The 17,320-nt window shown below is 36.9% G+C and carries 16 protein-coding genes; 9 read left to right on the plus strand and 7 right to left on the minus strand.

The annotated features are described in order from the left end of the window. Position 1: 1 nt before the first annotated feature. The gene (locus H3T46_RS06415; protein WP_198197938.1) at positions 2-1,123 is read left to right on the plus strand and encodes an alpha/beta fold hydrolase; all 1,122 of its coding nucleotides are present in this window, start codon (positions 2-4) and stop codon (positions 1,121-1,123) included. 45 nt (positions 1,124-1,168) lie between these two features. On the opposite strand, the gene H3T46_RS06420 is transcribed toward H3T46_RS06415, so the two are convergent. The 7 genes from H3T46_RS06420 to H3T46_RS06450 form a co-directional block, all read right to left on the minus strand. Beyond that, entirely contained in the window at positions 1,169-2,500 is a 1,332-nt protein-coding gene (locus H3T46_RS06420) for a sulfate adenylyltransferase subunit 1 (RefSeq protein WP_155564822.1), read from the minus strand. A 38-nt stretch (positions 2,501-2,538) separates the two neighbouring features. Then, positions 2,539-3,453 carry a sulfate adenylyltransferase subunit CysD gene (gene cysD / locus H3T46_RS06425; RefSeq protein ID WP_110439299.1) on the minus strand — a complete coding sequence of 305 codons (915 nt, stop codon included), beginning with the start codon at positions 3,451-3,453 and terminating at the stop codon, positions 2,539-2,541. A 26-nt stretch (positions 3,454-3,479) separates the two neighbouring features. Further along, a complete protein-coding gene (locus tag H3T46_RS06430) occupies positions 3,480-4,232 on the minus strand; it encodes a phosphoadenylyl-sulfate reductase (RefSeq protein WP_198197940.1) in 753 nt (250 codons plus the stop codon). A gap of 296 nt (positions 4,233-4,528) precedes the next feature. Then, complete coding sequence (locus H3T46_RS06435) at positions 4,529-5,512, minus strand: sulfate/molybdate ABC transporter ATP-binding protein (protein WP_198197942.1); 984 nt, start codon at positions 5,510-5,512, stop codon at positions 4,529-4,531. Position 5,513: 1 nt separating this feature from the next. Continuing rightward, complete coding sequence (locus tag H3T46_RS06440; RefSeq protein ID WP_198197944.1) at positions 5,514-6,356, minus strand: sulfate ABC transporter permease; 843 nt, start codon at positions 6,354-6,356, stop codon at positions 5,514-5,516. Then, positions 6,357-7,223: a sulfate ABC transporter permease subunit CysT gene (cysT, locus tag H3T46_RS06445; protein ID WP_198197946.1), complete on the minus strand. Its 867-nt coding sequence runs from the start codon at positions 7,221-7,223 to the stop codon at positions 6,357-6,359. Between the two features lie 18 nt (positions 7,224-7,241). Next, complete coding sequence (locus tag H3T46_RS06450) at positions 7,242-8,273, minus strand: sulfate ABC transporter substrate-binding protein (protein WP_198197947.1); 1,032 nt, start codon at positions 8,271-8,273, stop codon at positions 7,242-7,244. 367 nt (positions 8,274-8,640) lie between these two features. Here H3T46_RS06450 and cydD point away from each other — a divergent pair, with 367 nt between their 5' ends. The 8 genes from cydD to H3T46_RS06490 all read left to right on the plus strand — a co-directional run bounded on the left by cydD (position 8,641) and on the right by H3T46_RS06490 (position 17,022). Continuing rightward, positions 8,641-10,317, plus strand: coding sequence for a thiol reductant ABC exporter subunit CydD (gene cydD / locus H3T46_RS06455; protein ID WP_198197950.1), 1,677 nt, complete (start codon positions 8,641-8,643; stop codon positions 10,315-10,317). Further along, positions 10,314-12,011: a thiol reductant ABC exporter subunit CydC gene (cydC, locus tag H3T46_RS06460; protein ID WP_198197952.1), complete on the plus strand. Its 1,698-nt coding sequence runs from the start codon at positions 10,314-10,316 to the stop codon at positions 12,009-12,011. Before cydD ends, cydC begins: the two co-directional genes overlap by 4 nt. A 115-nt stretch (positions 12,012-12,126) precedes the next feature. Further along, the gene (locus H3T46_RS06465) at positions 12,127-12,597 is read left to right on the plus strand and encodes a hypothetical protein (RefSeq protein WP_198197953.1); all 471 of its coding nucleotides are present in this window, start codon (positions 12,127-12,129) and stop codon (positions 12,595-12,597) included. 190 nt (positions 12,598-12,787) lie between these two features. Then, entirely contained in the window at positions 12,788-14,389 is a 1,602-nt protein-coding gene (locus H3T46_RS06470) for a cytochrome ubiquinol oxidase subunit I (protein WP_198197955.1), read from the plus strand. Position 14,390: 1 nt separating this feature from the next. Then, on the plus strand, positions 14,391-15,527 hold the full coding sequence (cydB, locus tag H3T46_RS06475) for a cytochrome d ubiquinol oxidase subunit II (protein WP_155579918.1): 1,137 nt from the start codon (positions 14,391-14,393) through the stop codon (positions 15,525-15,527). A gap of 16 nt (positions 15,528-15,543) precedes the next feature. Next, positions 15,544-15,741 carry a hypothetical protein gene (locus H3T46_RS06480; protein ID WP_155566218.1) on the plus strand — a complete coding sequence of 66 codons (198 nt, stop codon included), beginning with the start codon at positions 15,544-15,546 and terminating at the stop codon, positions 15,739-15,741. Positions 15,742-16,058: 317 nt separating this feature from the next. Next, positions 16,059-16,433: a hypothetical protein gene (locus H3T46_RS06485; RefSeq protein ID WP_198197957.1), complete on the plus strand. Its 375-nt coding sequence runs from the start codon at positions 16,059-16,061 to the stop codon at positions 16,431-16,433. Positions 16,434-16,758: 325 nt separating this feature from the next. After that, entirely contained in the window at positions 16,759-17,022 is a 264-nt protein-coding gene (locus tag H3T46_RS06490; protein ID WP_198197959.1) for a hypothetical protein, read from the plus strand. The last annotated feature ends 298 nt before the right edge of the window (positions 17,023-17,320 follow it).

Genomic DNA, 17,320 nt, shown 5'->3' on the forward strand with positions numbered 1-17,320 from the left:
TATGTTTTTCTTAAACTGTTTAAGTTCTGTCTATTTACATAAAGCTTGCTATTTTTTTCTGATCGGAATTTATTTCCTGACCCAACATTGTAATATAGCCTATGCAGAAGTTAAAGTGAATAGTTCTGTTTTGAATACATCCTCTATCGGTTCTGATCCCTATGCACGTTATAAAAAGCTGATTCCTCCTGATTTGTGGTGGGAAATGTCGGATCATGCCCGTATTCCTGTGCGTATATGGCGGGCAATACAACAAAAGGCAATTATCCTGGCCTTACATGGATTTAATGATAGTCGCGATGCGTGGGAAGATTCAGCAGATCATTTTGTTAAGTCAGGTGTAACTTTATATTCCCCGGATCAGAGAGGATTTGGACAAGCACCGTTAAGAGGGAATTGGGCGGGTAGCCGTCGGATGATTGACGATATTATTGAGGAAATATCATTTTTAAAAACTCGATATCCCGATACACCCTTGTATGTGATGGGAGAGAGTATGGGGGGGGCTGTCGCCATGTGTTTGGCCTCACGTCCTAATGTTCCAAAAGTCGATGGTTATATTTTACTGGCCCCAGCCGTGTGGGGTCATAAACAGCTGGGACTGGTTGCCGATGTTATCTTGCGCATGATCAATACGATCGCCCCAAATTGGCGGTTAAGTGGAAAAAGCGCCCCGGTAACCATCAGGGCAAGTGATAATGATGAATCCCTGTTACGTTTGTATTTTGATCCGTTATCATTGCACAAAGCCCGTGTAAAGGCATTGTATGGGTTGGTCAATTTGATGAGCAAGGCTGCAAAGGCTGCTCCTTATATTCATTCTCCAATTCTTGTAATGTATGGTGATATGGATCAGCTCATCCCTGATTCTTCAATGAAAAAGGTCTGGCGACAATTTCCTTCTTGGGTAAGAAAGGATTATATTCCTGGAGGATATCATTTATTGTTGCGTGGTAGAAATAGAAACATTGTGGTGCAGGATATACTGAGCTGGATTTTTAGTCCGGATCAGTTTTTGCCATCAGGTGGAGATATTTCAACCTCCACATGGTTATCGATTGAGGGAAGGGAAAAAATACCGGTTTATTTGCCAAGCCAGGTTGATAATTTTATTAAAAAATAAAAGTCTCTATATCTTATGGGTGATAGTGCAATAACAGCTTGCCGGCTAGCCTTGGAGGAGAACAGCTCCAGCAGTCCGATTGGTGGCCGTATCTACCAAAATGGCTGCACCCACATCTTTTGCCTGGTTATAGGGTAAAACCGGAATTGGCTGTTGCAAGGTTAGGGAAACTTGTCCAATACTGTTTTTCTGTAAATCCTTGGCAGGTTCTTTTTCCAGATTATGTATATTTAGATGATTATGAATCGATGAGATTTTCGCCTTGATCCAGCGGTGACCATGTTTCAACCAATAAAGTCTTCCAATAATCAAAGGTTCGTCATCCAACCATGCCAGGGTGGCTTGGACCTCTTTTTGTAATGGAGATATGGAAGGAGAGGTTATCCAGTCCCCTCGGGAAATGTCTATTTCCCGGTCAAGAATTAGTCCAACGGATTTACCCGCTTCAGCACAGGGTATTTCGTTTTGTAGTGCATCGGCAAAAATCTTAGCAATTTTTGCTTTTAGTCCAGAAGGTTGCACAATAATTTCATTTTCTGGCTTGACAGTTCCTGCCGCTATTTTCCCCCAAAAAATTCTTTGACCATGTTGGGTGGGGCTGGATTGGGTTTCAGATAGTTTTTGTACATATTGGACAGGGAAATATAAAGGACATTTGACAATATGTTGTTGGGAGGGAAGTTCGGTCAAGGCGTCTAAAAGACAGGGACCGTGATAGACATTTTCACATAAGCGATATCTTTCGTTATCAGCTATAGTGGAGATGATATTATAACCTTTTAATGCTGAAATGGGTATGATGTGCGTAACAGGTATATTTGCTTCCTGAGTGAATTTTTTTAGTGCTTTTTTAATATGCACAAAGGCAATATCGGGATTTTTGACAGCATCAAGTTTATTGATGGCGAAAAGCAGCGAAGGGACTTTTAATAGGTTGGCAAGTAATGTGTGTCGACGGGTTTGAGGCAACAAGTCAACATTTTCCATCTCCCAGTTTAATTTTGTTGCATCGACCAAAATGACGGCAGCGTCACTGTTGCTGGCGGCGGTTACCATGTTTCTTGTGTATTGTTCATGACCTGGTGCGTCCGCGATAATGAATTTACGAGTTGGTGTGGTAAAATAACGGTATGCCACATCGATTGTAATACCTTGTTCTCGTTCAGCTTGTAATCCATCTGTAAGCCGGGCGAGATCATAGGAACGGTCTGTCGAAAACTGTTGTTGTATACCAGATAGTTGATCGGCAAGAATTGCCTTGCTATCGAGTAATAAACGGCCGATTAATGTGCTTTTGCCATCGTCAACGTTTCCGGCGGTCAGGAATTTTAATGTATGATGTGAATGAGAGGTGGAATTTACGGGAGAAGATATCATGATGCATTCCTTAAGAAATAAAAACAGGGATAGAGAGATCAGAAATAACCTTCAAGTTTACGTTTTTCCATTGAGGCTTCTGAGGTCTGGTCATCCATACGGGTTGCACCACGTTCACTGATCGTGACGGTAGCTGTTTCCCTGACAATATCGCGTGCTGTTTTTGCATTGCTTTCAATAGGGCAAGTACAGGTCATGTCACCGACCGTGCGAAAGCGGACAGTTTTGGTAAGAATTTCTTCATCTTGTTTAGGCTGTGTCACCTCTGTTACAGGAACAAGCAACCCTTTGCGGGGAATGACTTGCCGTTGATGAGCGTAGTAAAGGCTGGGTAAGGGAATATTTTCCTGTTCGATATAACGCCATACATCATATTCCGTCCAGTTAGAGATTGGAAAAACACGGAAATTTTCACCCGGATGAATTCTGGTATTGAATATGTTCCATAATTCTGGCCGTTGATCTTTGGGTTGCCATTGACCAAAAGAATCCCTGTGTGAAAAAATTCTTTCCTTGGCACGGGCCTTTTCTTCGTCACGGCGGGCCCCTCCAATTAATGCATCAAAACCAAATTCCTCTATAGCCTCCAACAATGTTACTGATTGATGGGGATTACGGCTTTCCAAAGGATGAGATAGCCTCACCGTACCTCGTTTCATTGATTCTTCTACTGATCGAATGATTAAATTTGCCTTTAATTCTTTTGCTCTCTGATCACGAAATTGGATGACTTCTGGAAAATTATGTCCTGTATCGATCATAAGAAGCGGAAAGGGGAAGCGTCCCTGCCCAAAGGCTTTTTCAGCCAGCCTTAATAAAATACATGAATCCTTGCCGCCAGAAAATAACAGGGCTGGTTTTTCGAAGGAACCAGCCACTTCACGCATAATGAATATGGCCTCTTCTTCCAGATCATTTAAGGCAGGGTTCGAGGATGATATAAGAAAATTCATGATAAAATGACCATAATTAAAATATGTTAAGACTGATGAGAGTTGAGAGAAATGGGTGCACTCACATGAAGACCACATTCCTTCGCCTCATCATGTTCCCACCACCAGCGTCCAGCTCTGAAATCTTCGCCAAGAGTGATGGCGCGAGTGCATGGTTCGCAGCCAATACTGACAAAAAAATGATCATGAAGCGTATTGTAGGGAACGCGATATGTTTTAACGTAGTACCACACATCTCCATTTGTCCAGTCAAGTAAAGGGTTTAGCTTTACTTCAGGTTGATCATTCCCTTTGTTTTCAGGTTCAACTGCTTGAAGATTGGCCCGGAAATTTGATTGTTCCTTGCGTAATCCTGTAATCCAACCTTTATAGTTTCGTAAAAGGTCGGTCAGGGGGACCAGTTTTCTGATGTGACAACATTCTTTACGAAGCTCAGTTGATCGATAAATCGCTTTTTCACCATTTTTTTGAACATAATTCTGGATTGTTCTTTTGTTTGGATAATAGCTTTTTATTTTTATACTATAATGAATTTCAGCTTGTCTTTTTAAGGCTAGCGTTTGAGGATGCAGTTTTAGTGTATCCAGCATGGAAACCTGGATGGGTAAATCAAGCTGATGGATAAGATCTGTGATTACCATATCCTCCACCCCTAAACTGGTTGCCTGAACCAATGGTGAATAATCCCGATTTATTTTTTGCAGGAATGATCTTGTTTGTTCGAGCTTCTGTTCATATTGCTCGCTTGGATGTTTGGAATAGAATTCAAGTGGTGTCATCGTAAACTGTTACCTAAGTTGATATAATAATTCTGTTATTAGGAATTTGAAAAAGATGCGGTTAGAAATTCTGGTGTTAATGACTAAACAGGATAATCTGCAGTAGGGGGCTGATCCATGGTAAAACTATTCCTCAAATTACTTTAATTAACTGTAAAATATATAGTATTTTCAATTTATGCAATATAATTTGTATTATTTAAGTAAATAAAGTCAATTAATAACTATAAAATATTGTATATTTTATTTATAGTTTATTGATTTATATATAAAATTTATAATTTCCTTGTATATATTCATATTTCAAAATCTAAAATTGGCTTAAAATAAATAATTTGGCCTTTTTTTAGATTCTGAATTTTTGGAATTGTTTTTGGAATTTGGGCTTCAATGTGAGAGGTGCATTGTTGAGGTTTTAAAACTAGTTTCAGTAAAGCACCAAGGGGTCGTATATCGATGACTTCTGCTGGATAGTATCCTATAGGGGATATATCGTTAATTTGTATATCAATTTCATAGGGACGAAAGTTAAAGCTTTTTTCCCCAATGCGTAAATTATTCGAATCGCCCAGAAAATTATAGACAAAATCATTGGTTGGATTATTGAGGATTTCAATCGGGGAGCCAATTTGTTCAATGATACCTCTATTCATGATGACAACACGATCAGCAATTTCCATGGCCTCTTCCTGATCATGCGTTACAAAAATGGTTGTCAGGTGAATTTCTTGATGAAATCGGGTTAGCCAACGTCGTAATTCTCTTCGGACCTTTGTATCAAGAGCGGAAAAAGGTTCATCCAGTAATAGAATTTTGGGATTTATGGCTAGGGTACGCGCCAGGGCAATTCTTTGGCATTGTCCGCCGGAGAGTTCATGTGGATAATGATTGGCCACATGTTCAAGTTGTACCATTTCCAGAAGAAATTGAGCTTTTTTCGTGATCTCTTTGGGGGAAAGCCTTACTTTTTTTGGTTTAATGCGTAGACCAAACGCAATATTGTCAATAACTTTCATATGTGGGAATAAAGCGAAATTCTGGAATACATACCCAATATGTCGATTACGAATATCTTCCTTGCTTATATCCTGGTTTTCAAAAAAGATGTGTCCAGAGGTGGGCAATTCCAATCCTGCAATAATTCGTAACAGGCTTGTTTTTCCACATCCCGATGGTCCTAGGAGTGCAACAAGCTCACCTTTTTCAATGGTGAGGTTTATATCATTGAGTGCATGATAATGATTGAACCATTTATTGAGATGAGATATCTGAATACCCATTTTAACTATTTCCCTTCTTTGGGGACGGTTTAAGTTGTTTCTCACACCAATATCTTAGAATGAGAATGAATAGGGCCATGATAAGAAGGAGAATGGAAATACTGAATGCGGCCGCGGCATTATATTCATTATATAAAATCTCGATATGAAGGGGTAAGGTATTGGTCAGGCCTTGTATATGGCCTGAAACAATTGAAACGGCACCAAATTCTCCCATGGCACGGGCGGTACACATAACAATACCATACAGAAATGCCCATTTAATGTTGGGAAATGTTATTTTTTTAAAAATTTGCCATCCTGATGCCCCTAACAAACGGGCGGTTTCCTCTTCTTGATTGCTCTGGGTTTGCATTAAGGCGATCAAAGAACGTGCGATAAAGGGAAAAGTCACAAAAATGGTTACAAGAATAATTCCTGGAATTGCATAAATAATTTGTAAGTGATAATGCATCAAAAAAGTATGCAAAATACCTTGCGATCCATAGAATAAGGTATAAATCAAACCTGCAATCACAGGGGAAATGGAAAAAGGCAGATCGATGAGGGTTAAAAGTATATTTTTCTCTTTGAAATCATATTTGCATAAACACCATCCGGCCATCAGTCCGAAGATTCCATTGAAAAAAACGGCGCAGGAAGTCGCTATTATTGTTAATTTTAGTGCCGCCAGGGCTTCTGACGAAGTACAGGTGACCCAGAAAAAGACAATACCCTTGCCTAAACCTTCAATTAGAATGATAGAAAGGGGTGCGATAAAAATAATTAAAAAAATGAGCCAAGTAATAAAGATAACGCTGTTTTTTTGCCAATTTACAAAAGGTTTGGAGGAATAAAAGGGCATTTATGTATTCCTCTGAAAAATATTAAAAGGGGAAAGCTGGGATGTGGATAGAATTAGGCGGTAAGGTTTAAAATGTTTTTGGAACAGGTTGAAAAAAAATAATAAAGAAAAAGAAACCAGCAACATTAAGAGACTGATTACAGTTGCACTCGTATAATCAAACTGGTCAAGTTTTGATACGATTAAGATAGGTAAAATTTCCGTTTTGTAAGGAATATTTGCGGCAATAAACACAACGGAGCCATATTCTCCCAAGCTTCTTGCAACAGAAAGCGAAAAACCGGTAAGCCATGCAGGAAATAAAATGGGGAGAAAGATATATATAAATGTTTGTAAACGGGTTGCACCTAGTGTGTAAGCCGCTTCTTGTAATGAGGGGGGGAACTCTTTTATAACGGGTTGCAAGGTTCTGATTACAAAGGGAATTGTAACGAATATGAGGGCAAGAATAATTCCCAGGGGTGTGTAGGCAACCTTGAAGGGTAAAATTGTACCGAATAAACCGTTGGGCGCATATAAGTCCGTTAATGCAATGCCTGCAATTGCAGTAGGTAATGCCAGGGGAAGGTCAATCATTGAATCAATTATTTTTTTTCCCTTGAATTCGTAACGCATTAAATTCCAGGCCAAAAAACCGCCCAGGATAGAGGACATTAAAGAAGCGCAGAAAGAGGTGTAAAAAGAAAGTTTTAATGCGCTTAATAAGCGTTGATCGGTTAAGATCATGACAAGCTGATGACTATTGATATGGGTGCTGTAAAGAATCAGTCCAACCAATGGTAATAAAACGATAAAGGACAACCAGAAAAGACTGTATCCAAAACTAAGCCAAAACCCTGGAAGAATTGAATATCGGGAAAAAGACATAATTTTTTCCTTATGGCTTTATTGATTAATACTGTGAATGATTTGGTCAAAAATGGCATGATCTTTGAAAAACTCTTGGTTAATCTCTGTCCAGTTTTTGAAGAAATCATTGATCTTTAAAAGATGAAGGGGACGAAACATGATGTAATGGGATGCTATACGTGGATTAATGGGACGATAATAATTTTGAGCGGCAATTTTTTGACCTTCATCGCTGTAAAGCATAAGTAAATAATCTTTTGCTACTTCCCTTGTTTTTTTTTGGTCAATAACAGTATCGATGAGTGCAACGGGGGGTTCCGTTAGGATAGATGTGGATGGGGTTATTACCTCAAATTGTCCTGTCCCTGATTCACGGGTTGCCATATAGGCCTCATTCTCCCAAGAAATAAGTACATCTCCAATGTTGCGTTGGGTAAATGTAAGACTGGCGTTCCTTGCCCCGGCATCAAGTATGGGAACATTTTTATAAAGCTGTTTGACAAAATCATAGGCCTCTTGTGGATCATGATTTTTAGTAAAACTGTAAAGCCATGCAGCGAGAAAATTCCATCTTGCCCCACCAGAGGTTTTTGGGTTGGGGGTAATTACAGCAATGTCAGGTTTGACAAGATCATTCCAGTCATGGATATGCTTGGGATTACCTTTGCGAACAAGAAAAACAATGGTTGATGTATAAGGAACACTATGATTGGGAAAATTGTCCTGCCAGTTTTTGGTCAGCAAGGGGTGATATTTATTGATTGCATCAATATCTCCGGCAAGAGCTAGTGTGGCAATATCGGCTTGCATACCGTCAATAATGGCCCTGGCCTGCTTTCCTGAACCACTATGGGATTGGTATATTATGACATCCTGACCTGTTTTCTGTTTCCAGTAATGTTGAAAAAAATGGTTATATTGATGAAAAAATTCTCGTGTCGGATCATAGGAAGAATTCAATAGAGTTATGGTTTTAGTACGGGCGGTGGATGTTGTAACGGCAAAAACTGCAATAATCAAAGCTATATATAAATGTAATATTTGTGTAATATATCTGAATAAAAACATAGGGATATGGCTTTGAAAGGGGAATAATTACTTGCGTAAATGTGAATATGAACTATTTTAACAAAAAATAAAAGTTAATTTTTAAAAAATATAATAAATTACTTTTTTATAAAGTATTTTAAATCTGTGTAAATATAAATTTTCAGATTTATCAAGAAGATAAATTTGATGACATTAATTTTTATATATATATATCAATTATTTCTGTTTTACAACAAACTTCAATTTTCGCGAAAATGTTTATTTTATAATTTTAGGGGTCAATATAAAATACATTTTATATCATTATCATCATGTTGCCGCCAATTTAAATAATCATTATTTAGATTAGTATAAAATTTAGATTAATTTTATATGTTTTATAAAAATGAATAATATATCAATAACGCTTAACAAATTTATTAAATTATCAGTAAATTGGTTTGTTATTACTGTTTTTTTATCTTCAATTTCATCAATATTATTAATATTAGAATTGGTGTTGTTGTCAAAAATCATTACTTCAATCATATTTTATAAAGCGAATATTTCTTTTGTTGATAACGAAGTTATTTATTTTATATGTTGTGTATTTTTTCAAATTTGTACCAGATCTGTTTCTGATATTACTGGCATAAAAGCGGCATTAAAAATTACAAAAGCCATAAGGTTGGAGATTTATCAATCACTGTTTAGAACAGGTCCAATTTCCTACAGTCATATTTCTTTGGGGGAAATGGTTAACAGCCTAACAGAAGCCGTCGATAATCTGCTTCCCTATTTTGCACGCTATATCCCCAGTGCCGTGATGATGGTCATATTGCCCCTGTTTATTTTGGCCACTGTTTTAAACTTTGATATTTGGGGTTTTGTGATTTTGTTATGTACGGGTCCTTTAATTCCGCTTTTTATGGCTTTGGTTGGATATACGGCACAGGTGATTATGGATAGACAATGGCGGCAGTTATCCCTGTTAAGCGGAAACTTTTTTGACATGTTGAAAGGGTTGAAGACCTTACGGTTATTTGGACGGGCTGGTGAAAGTCTGAAATTTATTGAAAAACTTTCAGATGAATATCGTAAAACAACACTGTCAGTTATGAAGGTTGCGTTTTTAACGTCAGCGGTGTTGGAATTTTTTTCAAGTTTATCAATTGCAGTTGTCGCTGTGACATTTGGTATTCGTTTGTTAAATGGAACCATGCATTTTCACTCTGCTTTTCTTGTCCTGTTATTGGCGCCAGAATATTTCATGCCTTTACGAGACTTTTCATCGAGTTACCATGCCAGACAAAACGCAAATGCAGCTTTGGATCAATTAAAAAAAATATACAGTTTACCGAAACTAATTAAATTTTCTTATCAAAATAAAAGAATAGATTCATGTATTAAGGAAATCATTCTCGATCATGTAACGGTTAAGAATAAAGAAAATATAAATTTAGTGCAGGATATTACTTGTACATTTTTAAGAGATAGGCTCAATATTATATTTGGTCATAGTGGTGCAGGAAAAACGACCTTATTAAATATTCTACTTGGTTTTTTGCCTATACAATCAGGCACGCTTAAAATGATTGATTTAAAAAACCAGTCACAATCTCTAAATATGGTGGATATTGCCTGGGTTCCTCAAGAACCTTTATTGCTATATGGGACGATTAGGGATAATTTATCCCTGAAAGCTTTTGAACCTTCTCTTGATCAATTGCGTAATGTAGCCAATCAAGCCGGTATTTTGTCTTTCATAGAAACCTTACCACAGGGTTTTGAAACTCATATAGGGGAGGAAGGGCAGAATTTATCGGGTGGACAAATAAGACGCCTTATGTTGGCACGAGCGCTGTTAAAAAATCCAGATATTCTGATTCTTGATGAGCCCACTTCCGGGCTGGATCAAAAAAATGCCTTGCAGATCATTCAGACTATTCAATTTCTTAAAAAGTGCAGGATTGTTATTGTGGCAACGCACAATCCCCTTTTAATCTCTTATGGTGAGGTTTCTGTGCAAATAGACCGGGGACAACTGCTTCATAATTCAAGGGTTGGTGGCAAGTCGTTATGAATTTTAATTTTTCTTTTTTTCAATTGGTTAAACCGATTAAATGGCATTTAATGCTGGGTCTATTTTTATCTTGTATCGCGGCCCTGAGTAATTTTGGGTTGCTGTTTTTATCAGGATGGTTGATAGCTAGTGCAGCCATAGTTGGATTAACCGGGATTATTGCCGTTCAGGCATTTAATATTATTGTGCCAGCTTCAGGGGTCCGTTTTTTTGCCATAACACGGATTGTGACACGATATTTGGAACGTGTGATCACGCATGATGGTGCATTAAGGGTTATAAGCCTGGCAAGAAAAAAGGTTTATGAATGTCTGATCCCCTTAACACCTGCAGGACTTGTGAATAAAAGAGGGGGTGACTTGCTGGGACAATTTGTTTCCGATTCAGAAAATATAGCAAATTATTATACTGATGCATTGCTTCCATTTATTCGGGCTTTATGTTGTGGGATTATATTTATTGTTACCTTTTATTTCTTTTTGCCTGTGGCGGCTTTTTCCTTGGCCATAGCTTTTATCATGGCAGTCGGTCTGGTTTCTGTTGGAGTTTACGGTTCTTCATACAAGTATATTTGTCATATTCTTGAATCAAGAAACAATTTACAGGCTGATCTAGGTGAGACTCTGCGTCATTTTGGTGAATTATATATTTTTAAGGTTATTGATCAGTATTTTATAAAAATTCAGACTGCTCAGAAATCTATTGATCAAAGCAGATTGATGCTGGATTGTATTGAAAGTGTGGCCAAGTCATTAATTACATTTATTATGATGCTTTGTGTTATTGCCGTTTTGTTTCAGGCCAGTAATGCTCATCATGATATGGGGCTGAATGCAGCTGAAATTCCCATGTTGGTTTTGGGTGTAATGGCAGCTTTTGATGTTGTACTTCCCTTACCACAGGCCTGTAATGCTCATATAAAAGCACGCCTGGCACAAAAACGGTTACAGATTCTATCAAATGCAGGAAAAGATGAACAAAGCAGTAGGGTCATCAATTCCGTATCCTCTTCCACCTGTCTTGTATTTGACAAAGTCCAATTCAGTTATCCTCATAATCCAAGAATGATTTTACAGAATGCATCTTTAACAATCAAACAAGGTGATAAAGTGGCGATTATTGGCGAGTCCGGGACTGGTAAAAGTAGTTTGATCAATTTGATTTTTTCGTTTTATCCAATCCAGGCTGGAGAAATTAAGTTTGCCGGTGAAGCTGTCAAGAATTTGAATACAGATAATTTATCTTCTTTTATCACTGTTGTTTCCCAGGATTTTCATCTTTTTTCTGGAAGCATCATGGATAATTTTAGATTGATTGTACCGGATGCAACTGAAAATGAAATTTATGATATGTTAAAAATTGTGCAACTTGATGATTTTGTTAAACGACTACCAAAGAATATTCACAGTCATATAGGCAATAACGCAATAGAATTGTCGGGAGGACAGGCAAAAAGATTGGCTATTGCTATTGCTCTTTTACGTAAAACTCCCTGGCTGATTCTTGATGAACCAACAGATGGTTTGGATCAGCAAACAAAATATACAATGATGCAGGAATTATTGAAACTATATGCTGACAAAACTCTGATAACCATTACTCATGAAACAAGTATATTGTTTTTAATGAATCTTGTTTTTTCGCTGGAAAATGGATATTTTCATAAAGTTATCATGGATGACTATAAAAAATAATCTTAATTTCAAAATTAAATTACACGAATATTTTACGTATAATTACAGTTTTTTTATCAATCGATTTTAACAGGATATGTTATAAAGAATTAATATTGTTTTTAGCTGTCTGATAATGTATCCAAAACGGAAAATTGAAGAAAAAAATATAGATAGGGCTTGTAACTATACAGCACTGACAGTTTTGTTTTTCTTTGTTTTTCATTTATTCACTACGCCCCTGACATTTACGAAAATATGGCATTGCCCAATGCATAATGGGCAATTCGCGCCAAAGGCCATGATGCATATGCAACATATGAACAGTATGTTGGGTATGAATAACGCCATTATGCCAATGGATGAGAAAATTTCCTCTTCTCACGGTTCAACTTCTCATTCAAAACAAAAAGGGATACTTTTCTGTCTTTATTGTAGTATTTTTTGGTTGCCAATATCGATTGTTAATTATGAGCCTCTATTACCTTCGATTTTAATATCCATTATTTCATATTTATATCGGATATATCTTGCTAAGGCTCCACTCAATATTTTTTACAAGGCAAATGGGGCAAGAGCGCCCCCATTTTATGAAACATATTCATAAGTAAAATATTCAAACAATATTTGTGTTTGGCTATTATAGAAAACACCTCGTTGATAAAATAGTTTATAAAGCAATCAAATAATCATTCTTTTATTTGGTACAGGGTTTTTTGTTGTCTTTTTCTATGATTTTCTATTCTAGCCAGATATTAGACTAGAACATTTTTTTGAAAAAATGAAAGTTATATAAAATGGATGGGATACACCTTCTGGTTGTAAATCTTTCCCGCTTTCAGTTTGCTTTGACAGCTTTGTATCATTTCATGTTTGTTCCTTTGACACTGGGTCTGACATTTATCTTGGCTGCCATGGAAACTGCCTACGTCATTACTGGTAAAGAAATTTACAAGGAAATGACACAATTCTGGGGAAAATTATTTGGTGTTAATTTTGCGATTGGTGTCGCAACAGGATTAACCATGGAATTCGAATTCGGCACGAACTGGTCAATGTATTCAAGGTTCTTTGGCGATATTTTTGGAACACCTCTTGCGATTGAAGGTTTAATGGCCTTCTTTATGGAATCAACATTTATCGGACTAATGTTTTTTGGATGGGACCGGTTGAGCCGTGGTGCGCATCTGGCAATTACCTACCTTGTCGCATTGGGTTCAAATGTTTCCGCCTTATGGATTTTAGTGGCAAATGCGTGCATGAATATGCCTGCAGGGGCACATTTTGATCCAGAGACCATGCGATTAACCTCAACAAGTTTTGTTGCTCTGGTTTTCAATCCTGATGCACAGGCAAAAGCTGTACACACTTCTGTGGCAGGATTTGTAACCGCATCAATGTTTGTAATGGGGATCAGCGCATTTTATTTATTACGTAAACAGCATCGTGAATTTGCCGCACGTTCTTTTCGTATGGCCGCGTTATTTGGAATTATTTCGACAATTGCAGTCATAACGCTTGGGGATGTCCTTGGCCGATTGGATTATATGCATCAACCGACAAAAGTTGCTGCAATGGAAGGATTGTGGGAAACAAGCAAACCTCCTTATGAACCATGGATTTTATTTGGTATTCCCGATGATAAAAAGCAGACAAACCATTTTGAGGTTGGAATTCCCTTTGTTTTGACCCCTTTGTTAACCCATGATTTTACAACCCCTATTCCTGGTGTTAAGGAATTAAAAAATCAAGCGGTTCCAAGAATTGAGTCGGGTATAAAGGCGGTATCGGCTTTAAAACGTTATGGGGAAGACCATCGACAGGCCGATCTCGATATATTTAAGGCTCATCAAAAAGATATGGGATATGGTTTTTTGGCAAGTCAATATGCTCCGGATCAGGATATAGCAAAGATTACGCCAGAGTATAAATCGACTATTATTGAAAAAACCAAGAATGATATTGTCCCTAATGTCTTTGTTACATTCTGGGCCTTCAGAATTATGGTTTTCCTTGCAATTTATTTCTTTGTCATTTTTGCCATGGGATCATACGTAAGCCTGAAAAGACAAATTGAAAAAAACCGTTTGTTTTTAAAGATAATTACATGGTCAATTCCGCTTCCTTTTATTGCATCCGAGTTCGGTTGGATCACAGCAGAGGTGGGAAGACAACCATGGTCCGTTTATGAAATTCTGCCGACAGTTGTTTCTTCGTCAACACATAGTGCGGGATATATGGTTTTTTCCTTGATCGGCTTCTTATTATTTTACAGTGTATTTATTGTCGTGGAATTTTATTTGATGTTTAAATTTGCTCGACTTGGGCCGGTAAAATATCAAGATAGGGATTCTTTATCGAAAAAAGTGTTTACATATCAAGAAGGCTGGGGAGATTGATATGGAGTATTATGTAATTCTTAAATTAATCTGGGCAACATTATTATGTATCCTGCTTATTGGATTGGGCCTGATGGTCGGTATGGATATGGGTGTTGGTATGCTTCTTCGTTTTGTTGGCAAAAATGATGTTGAGCGTCGTACAGCCCTTAATATTATCGGACCCCATTGGGAAGGGAATCAGGTATGGTTTATTTTGGGAGCAGGTGCCATTTTTGCTGCTTTCCCAACCTTGTATGCCACGGCGTTTTCTGTTTTTTATGTTGTTATGGTTTTACTGTTGTTCAGCATGATTTTGCGACCTGTAGCTTTTGAATTTAGATCAAAAGTTGATGCAAAATTATGGCGTTCGAGTTGGGACTGGATTTTTTTGGTTTCTGGTTTCTTTCCAATGTTTGTCTGTGGAGCAGCCTTTGGTAATATCTTGCAAGGTGTAGGATATCATTTCATTTGGAATGGACAGTATTTTCAAGATGAATCTTTCTGGAGCTATCTGATTAATCCATTTGCTGTTTTATGTGGTTTATTATCGGTTTCGTTAAGTATTTATCAAGGTGGAGCCATGTTGATGATACGTGGTGAAGATCCCATTTATTTACGGGCAAAAAAATATGCCACTATTGCAGGGATGATAGCGATAATATTATTTGTTTTGGGAGGATTATGGATTACGCAAATTAAAGGATTTGTTTTAGTCAGTGGTCATCCTGCAATGCCTTCAAATCCATTATTTGGTCAGAATGTTGCATTATATAAAGGGGCCTGGTTACATCATTTTTATGAACATCCAATTTTATGGGGATTACCTTTGCTGGGTGTTTTATGCATGTTACTGGGAACATTAATGGTTAAATCTGATAGACCTGTTGTTGCCTGGTGGATCGGACTTGGTTCCTGGATTGGTGTTATTGGTACGGTTGGGGCTGCCATGTTTCCGTTTTTTATGCCTTCAACAACAATTCCAAATCAAAGTCTGACAATATGGAACAGTTGCGGTAGTTTATATGGACTAATTTGCATGGCTGTTGTGGCTTGTCTTTTTGTGCCCATCATCCTTTCTTATACGTCATGGTGCTTTTATGTCATGCGGGGTAAGGTTAAAACTTCCAATATCATAAACGATCATCACAGTTATTGAATAACAAGGTGTTATTATGTCTATATTTCTACGTTTCACTGGACTTGGCTTGGTTTTAATAGTCGCATTATTAATCGCTGTTTTTGTGGGTGATCAGGGACCTTGGTATTTTGCATGGTTAATTGGTACAGTAATGATTATTCTCATATCAGTGGCAGGGGCCGTTTTATTTGATGCCCAATCAGATTTACGTGATTCAACAGGAGAATTCTAATGGGTGGTTATCTTGAATTAATCATATTTTGCGTTCCTTTTATTTATTTGGCTGTTTATTTGATATTTTATTTTATTACTAAAAGAATTTTTCCCTAATGTAATAGATGTATTTTAAATAACAAAGCCGAGAAAAATATTTTCCTCGGCTTTGTTATTTAAAATAATTAAGTAATATATTAAAATTTGTAAATGAATAATATTGATAAGTTAATCAACTAAGGCAAATAATCCCTATTCAATCAATAAGTAAATAATTAATTTCTTTCTTATTATGATTAATTAGTTATTTTAAAATAAAGTTGGTTGAGATTATATATGTCTATTCAAAGACCTGAAAAGCTTTTCTCCTCTAAATGGGTAGAAAAAGGCGAGCGTTTTGATATTGTTGAATCTGGTGCAGATCATCGAAATGGACGTGCGGATATTGAAAAAGGTTTTCCAAAACAAACTATGATTTCTGCCCTGAAAGGTGGTGTTCCACCCTGGGGACAGGATCATAACGGGATTTTATACCAGATTACAGAGGCTATACAGTGGATGCAGGCGGGAGGTCTGCCAAGTTTCAACCAGGATTTTTGTAATAAAAACAATGGTTATTCAAAAGGAACCATCGTGCAGGGGGATAATCCAAACAGGCCTTGGGTTTTATGGCAATGTTTGGAGGATAATAACAGATTTAATCCTAACTAGAATAAAGTTAACATAATCAACCCTCAAAACGGTTGGATATGATATCTTCTGATTTCAGAAAGAGAGGGTAATACTTTATATTATAGTGATGATGGAAAATTATTAAATGCATCTTTGACAGTAATTACCAATGTTTACGTTTCAAATCGTTTTATTGATTTTAGAGCATATGATGATCCAGAGTTGGATAAGGCATCAAGATATATGGATGAAACCACTGGAGATTGGCAATGGGCAGTTTGTGTCACTAATATTAATAGACCAAAAATAATTTTATTATGGAACGTAAAAACTACTGTTAATGAAAATGGACAAAGAGTATTAAATGGGGCATTTATTTATTGGTTTAGCAGGAACAGATACAGCTTATAAATTAATTTTTTTTGGTATGGTTTTCGATATAGATGATGTGGATGGTTACAGTAATGTACTTTCAGGTACGTGGGGTGGTTTTATAGCACCTGGTACAAATATATTATTTCAAGGGTGTATTTTTAATAATTTACCCAATGTTAAAGGTAAATGGATAGCAGGTGGAGGACAACCAGTTGATGCAGTTTATTTATTTAAATATAGAAATCTTTTTTAGATAATCGAAAAGGAGTACGTTTCTTTTCTATACCTTCAAAATGGAATATTTCCGCTTCTGAACCTGGTAATGAACAACCGTTTCCTTTTAAAAACTCTCCTTATCGTATTATAAAAGATAATGTTATGACTTGTTTAGATAGAAATAGCGTTTTTAATGATACAATTGAAATCATCAATAATCCTGCTCCCTCTTATAAGAATTTGACGACGAATTTTCAAACAGACATGGATGGTTAGCGATGTATTTAATGCGAACGTTTTTTTTGAACAGCTATTGTGTATACCAGGTATTGAGA

The organism is Commensalibacter sp. M0133, from assembly GCF_016101485.1.
Classification (GTDB): Bacteria; Pseudomonadota; Alphaproteobacteria; order Acetobacterales; family Acetobacteraceae; genus Commensalibacter; species Commensalibacter melissae.

Coding starts and splice junctions, on each gene's coding strand:
- cydB (WP_155579918.1), top strand. CDS start 14,391: ATGGAGTATTATGTAATTCTTAAATTAATCTGGGCAACATTATTATGT.
- H3T46_RS06470 (WP_198197955.1), top strand. CDS start 12,788: ATGGATGGGATACACCTTCTGGTTGTAAATCTTTCCCGCTTTCAGTTT.
- cydD (WP_198197950.1), top strand. CDS start 8,641: ATGAATAATATATCAATAACGCTTAACAAATTTATTAAATTATCAGTA.
- H3T46_RS06415 (WP_198197938.1), top strand. CDS start 2: ATGTTTTTCTTAAACTGTTTAAGTTCTGTCTATTTACATAAAGCTTGC.
- cysD (WP_110439299.1), bottom strand. CDS start 3,453: ATGAATTTTCTTATATCATCCTCGAACCCTGCCTTAAATGATCTGGAA.
- H3T46_RS06420 (WP_155564822.1), bottom strand. CDS start 2,500: ATGATATCTTCTCCCGTAAATTCCACCTCTCATTCACATCATACATTA.
- H3T46_RS06435 (WP_198197942.1), bottom strand. CDS start 5,512: ATGGGTATTCAGATATCTCATCTCAATAAATGGTTCAATCATTATCAT.
- cysT (WP_198197946.1), bottom strand. CDS start 7,223: ATGTCTTTTTCCCGATATTCAATTCTTCCAGGGTTTTGGCTTAGTTTT.
- H3T46_RS06430 (WP_198197940.1), bottom strand. CDS start 4,232: ATGACACCACTTGAATTCTATTCCAAACATCCAAGCGAGCAATATGAA.
- cydC (WP_198197952.1), top strand. CDS start 10,314: ATGAATTTTAATTTTTCTTTTTTTCAATTGGTTAAACCGATTAAATGG.
- H3T46_RS06485 (WP_198197957.1), top strand. CDS start 16,059: ATGTCTATTCAAAGACCTGAAAAGCTTTTCTCCTCTAAATGGGTAGAA.
- H3T46_RS06490 (WP_198197959.1), top strand. CDS start 16,759: ATGGGGCATTTATTTATTGGTTTAGCAGGAACAGATACAGCTTATAAA.
- H3T46_RS06450 (WP_198197947.1), bottom strand. CDS start 8,273: ATGTTTTTATTCAGATATATTACACAAATATTACATTTATATATAGCT.
- H3T46_RS06440 (WP_198197944.1), bottom strand. CDS start 6,356: ATGCCCTTTTATTCCTCCAAACCTTTTGTAAATTGGCAAAAAAACAGC.
- H3T46_RS06465 (WP_198197953.1), top strand. CDS start 12,127: ATGTATCCAAAACGGAAAATTGAAGAAAAAAATATAGATAGGGCTTGT.
- H3T46_RS06480 (WP_155566218.1), top strand. CDS start 15,544: ATGTCTATATTTCTACGTTTCACTGGACTTGGCTTGGTTTTAATAGTC.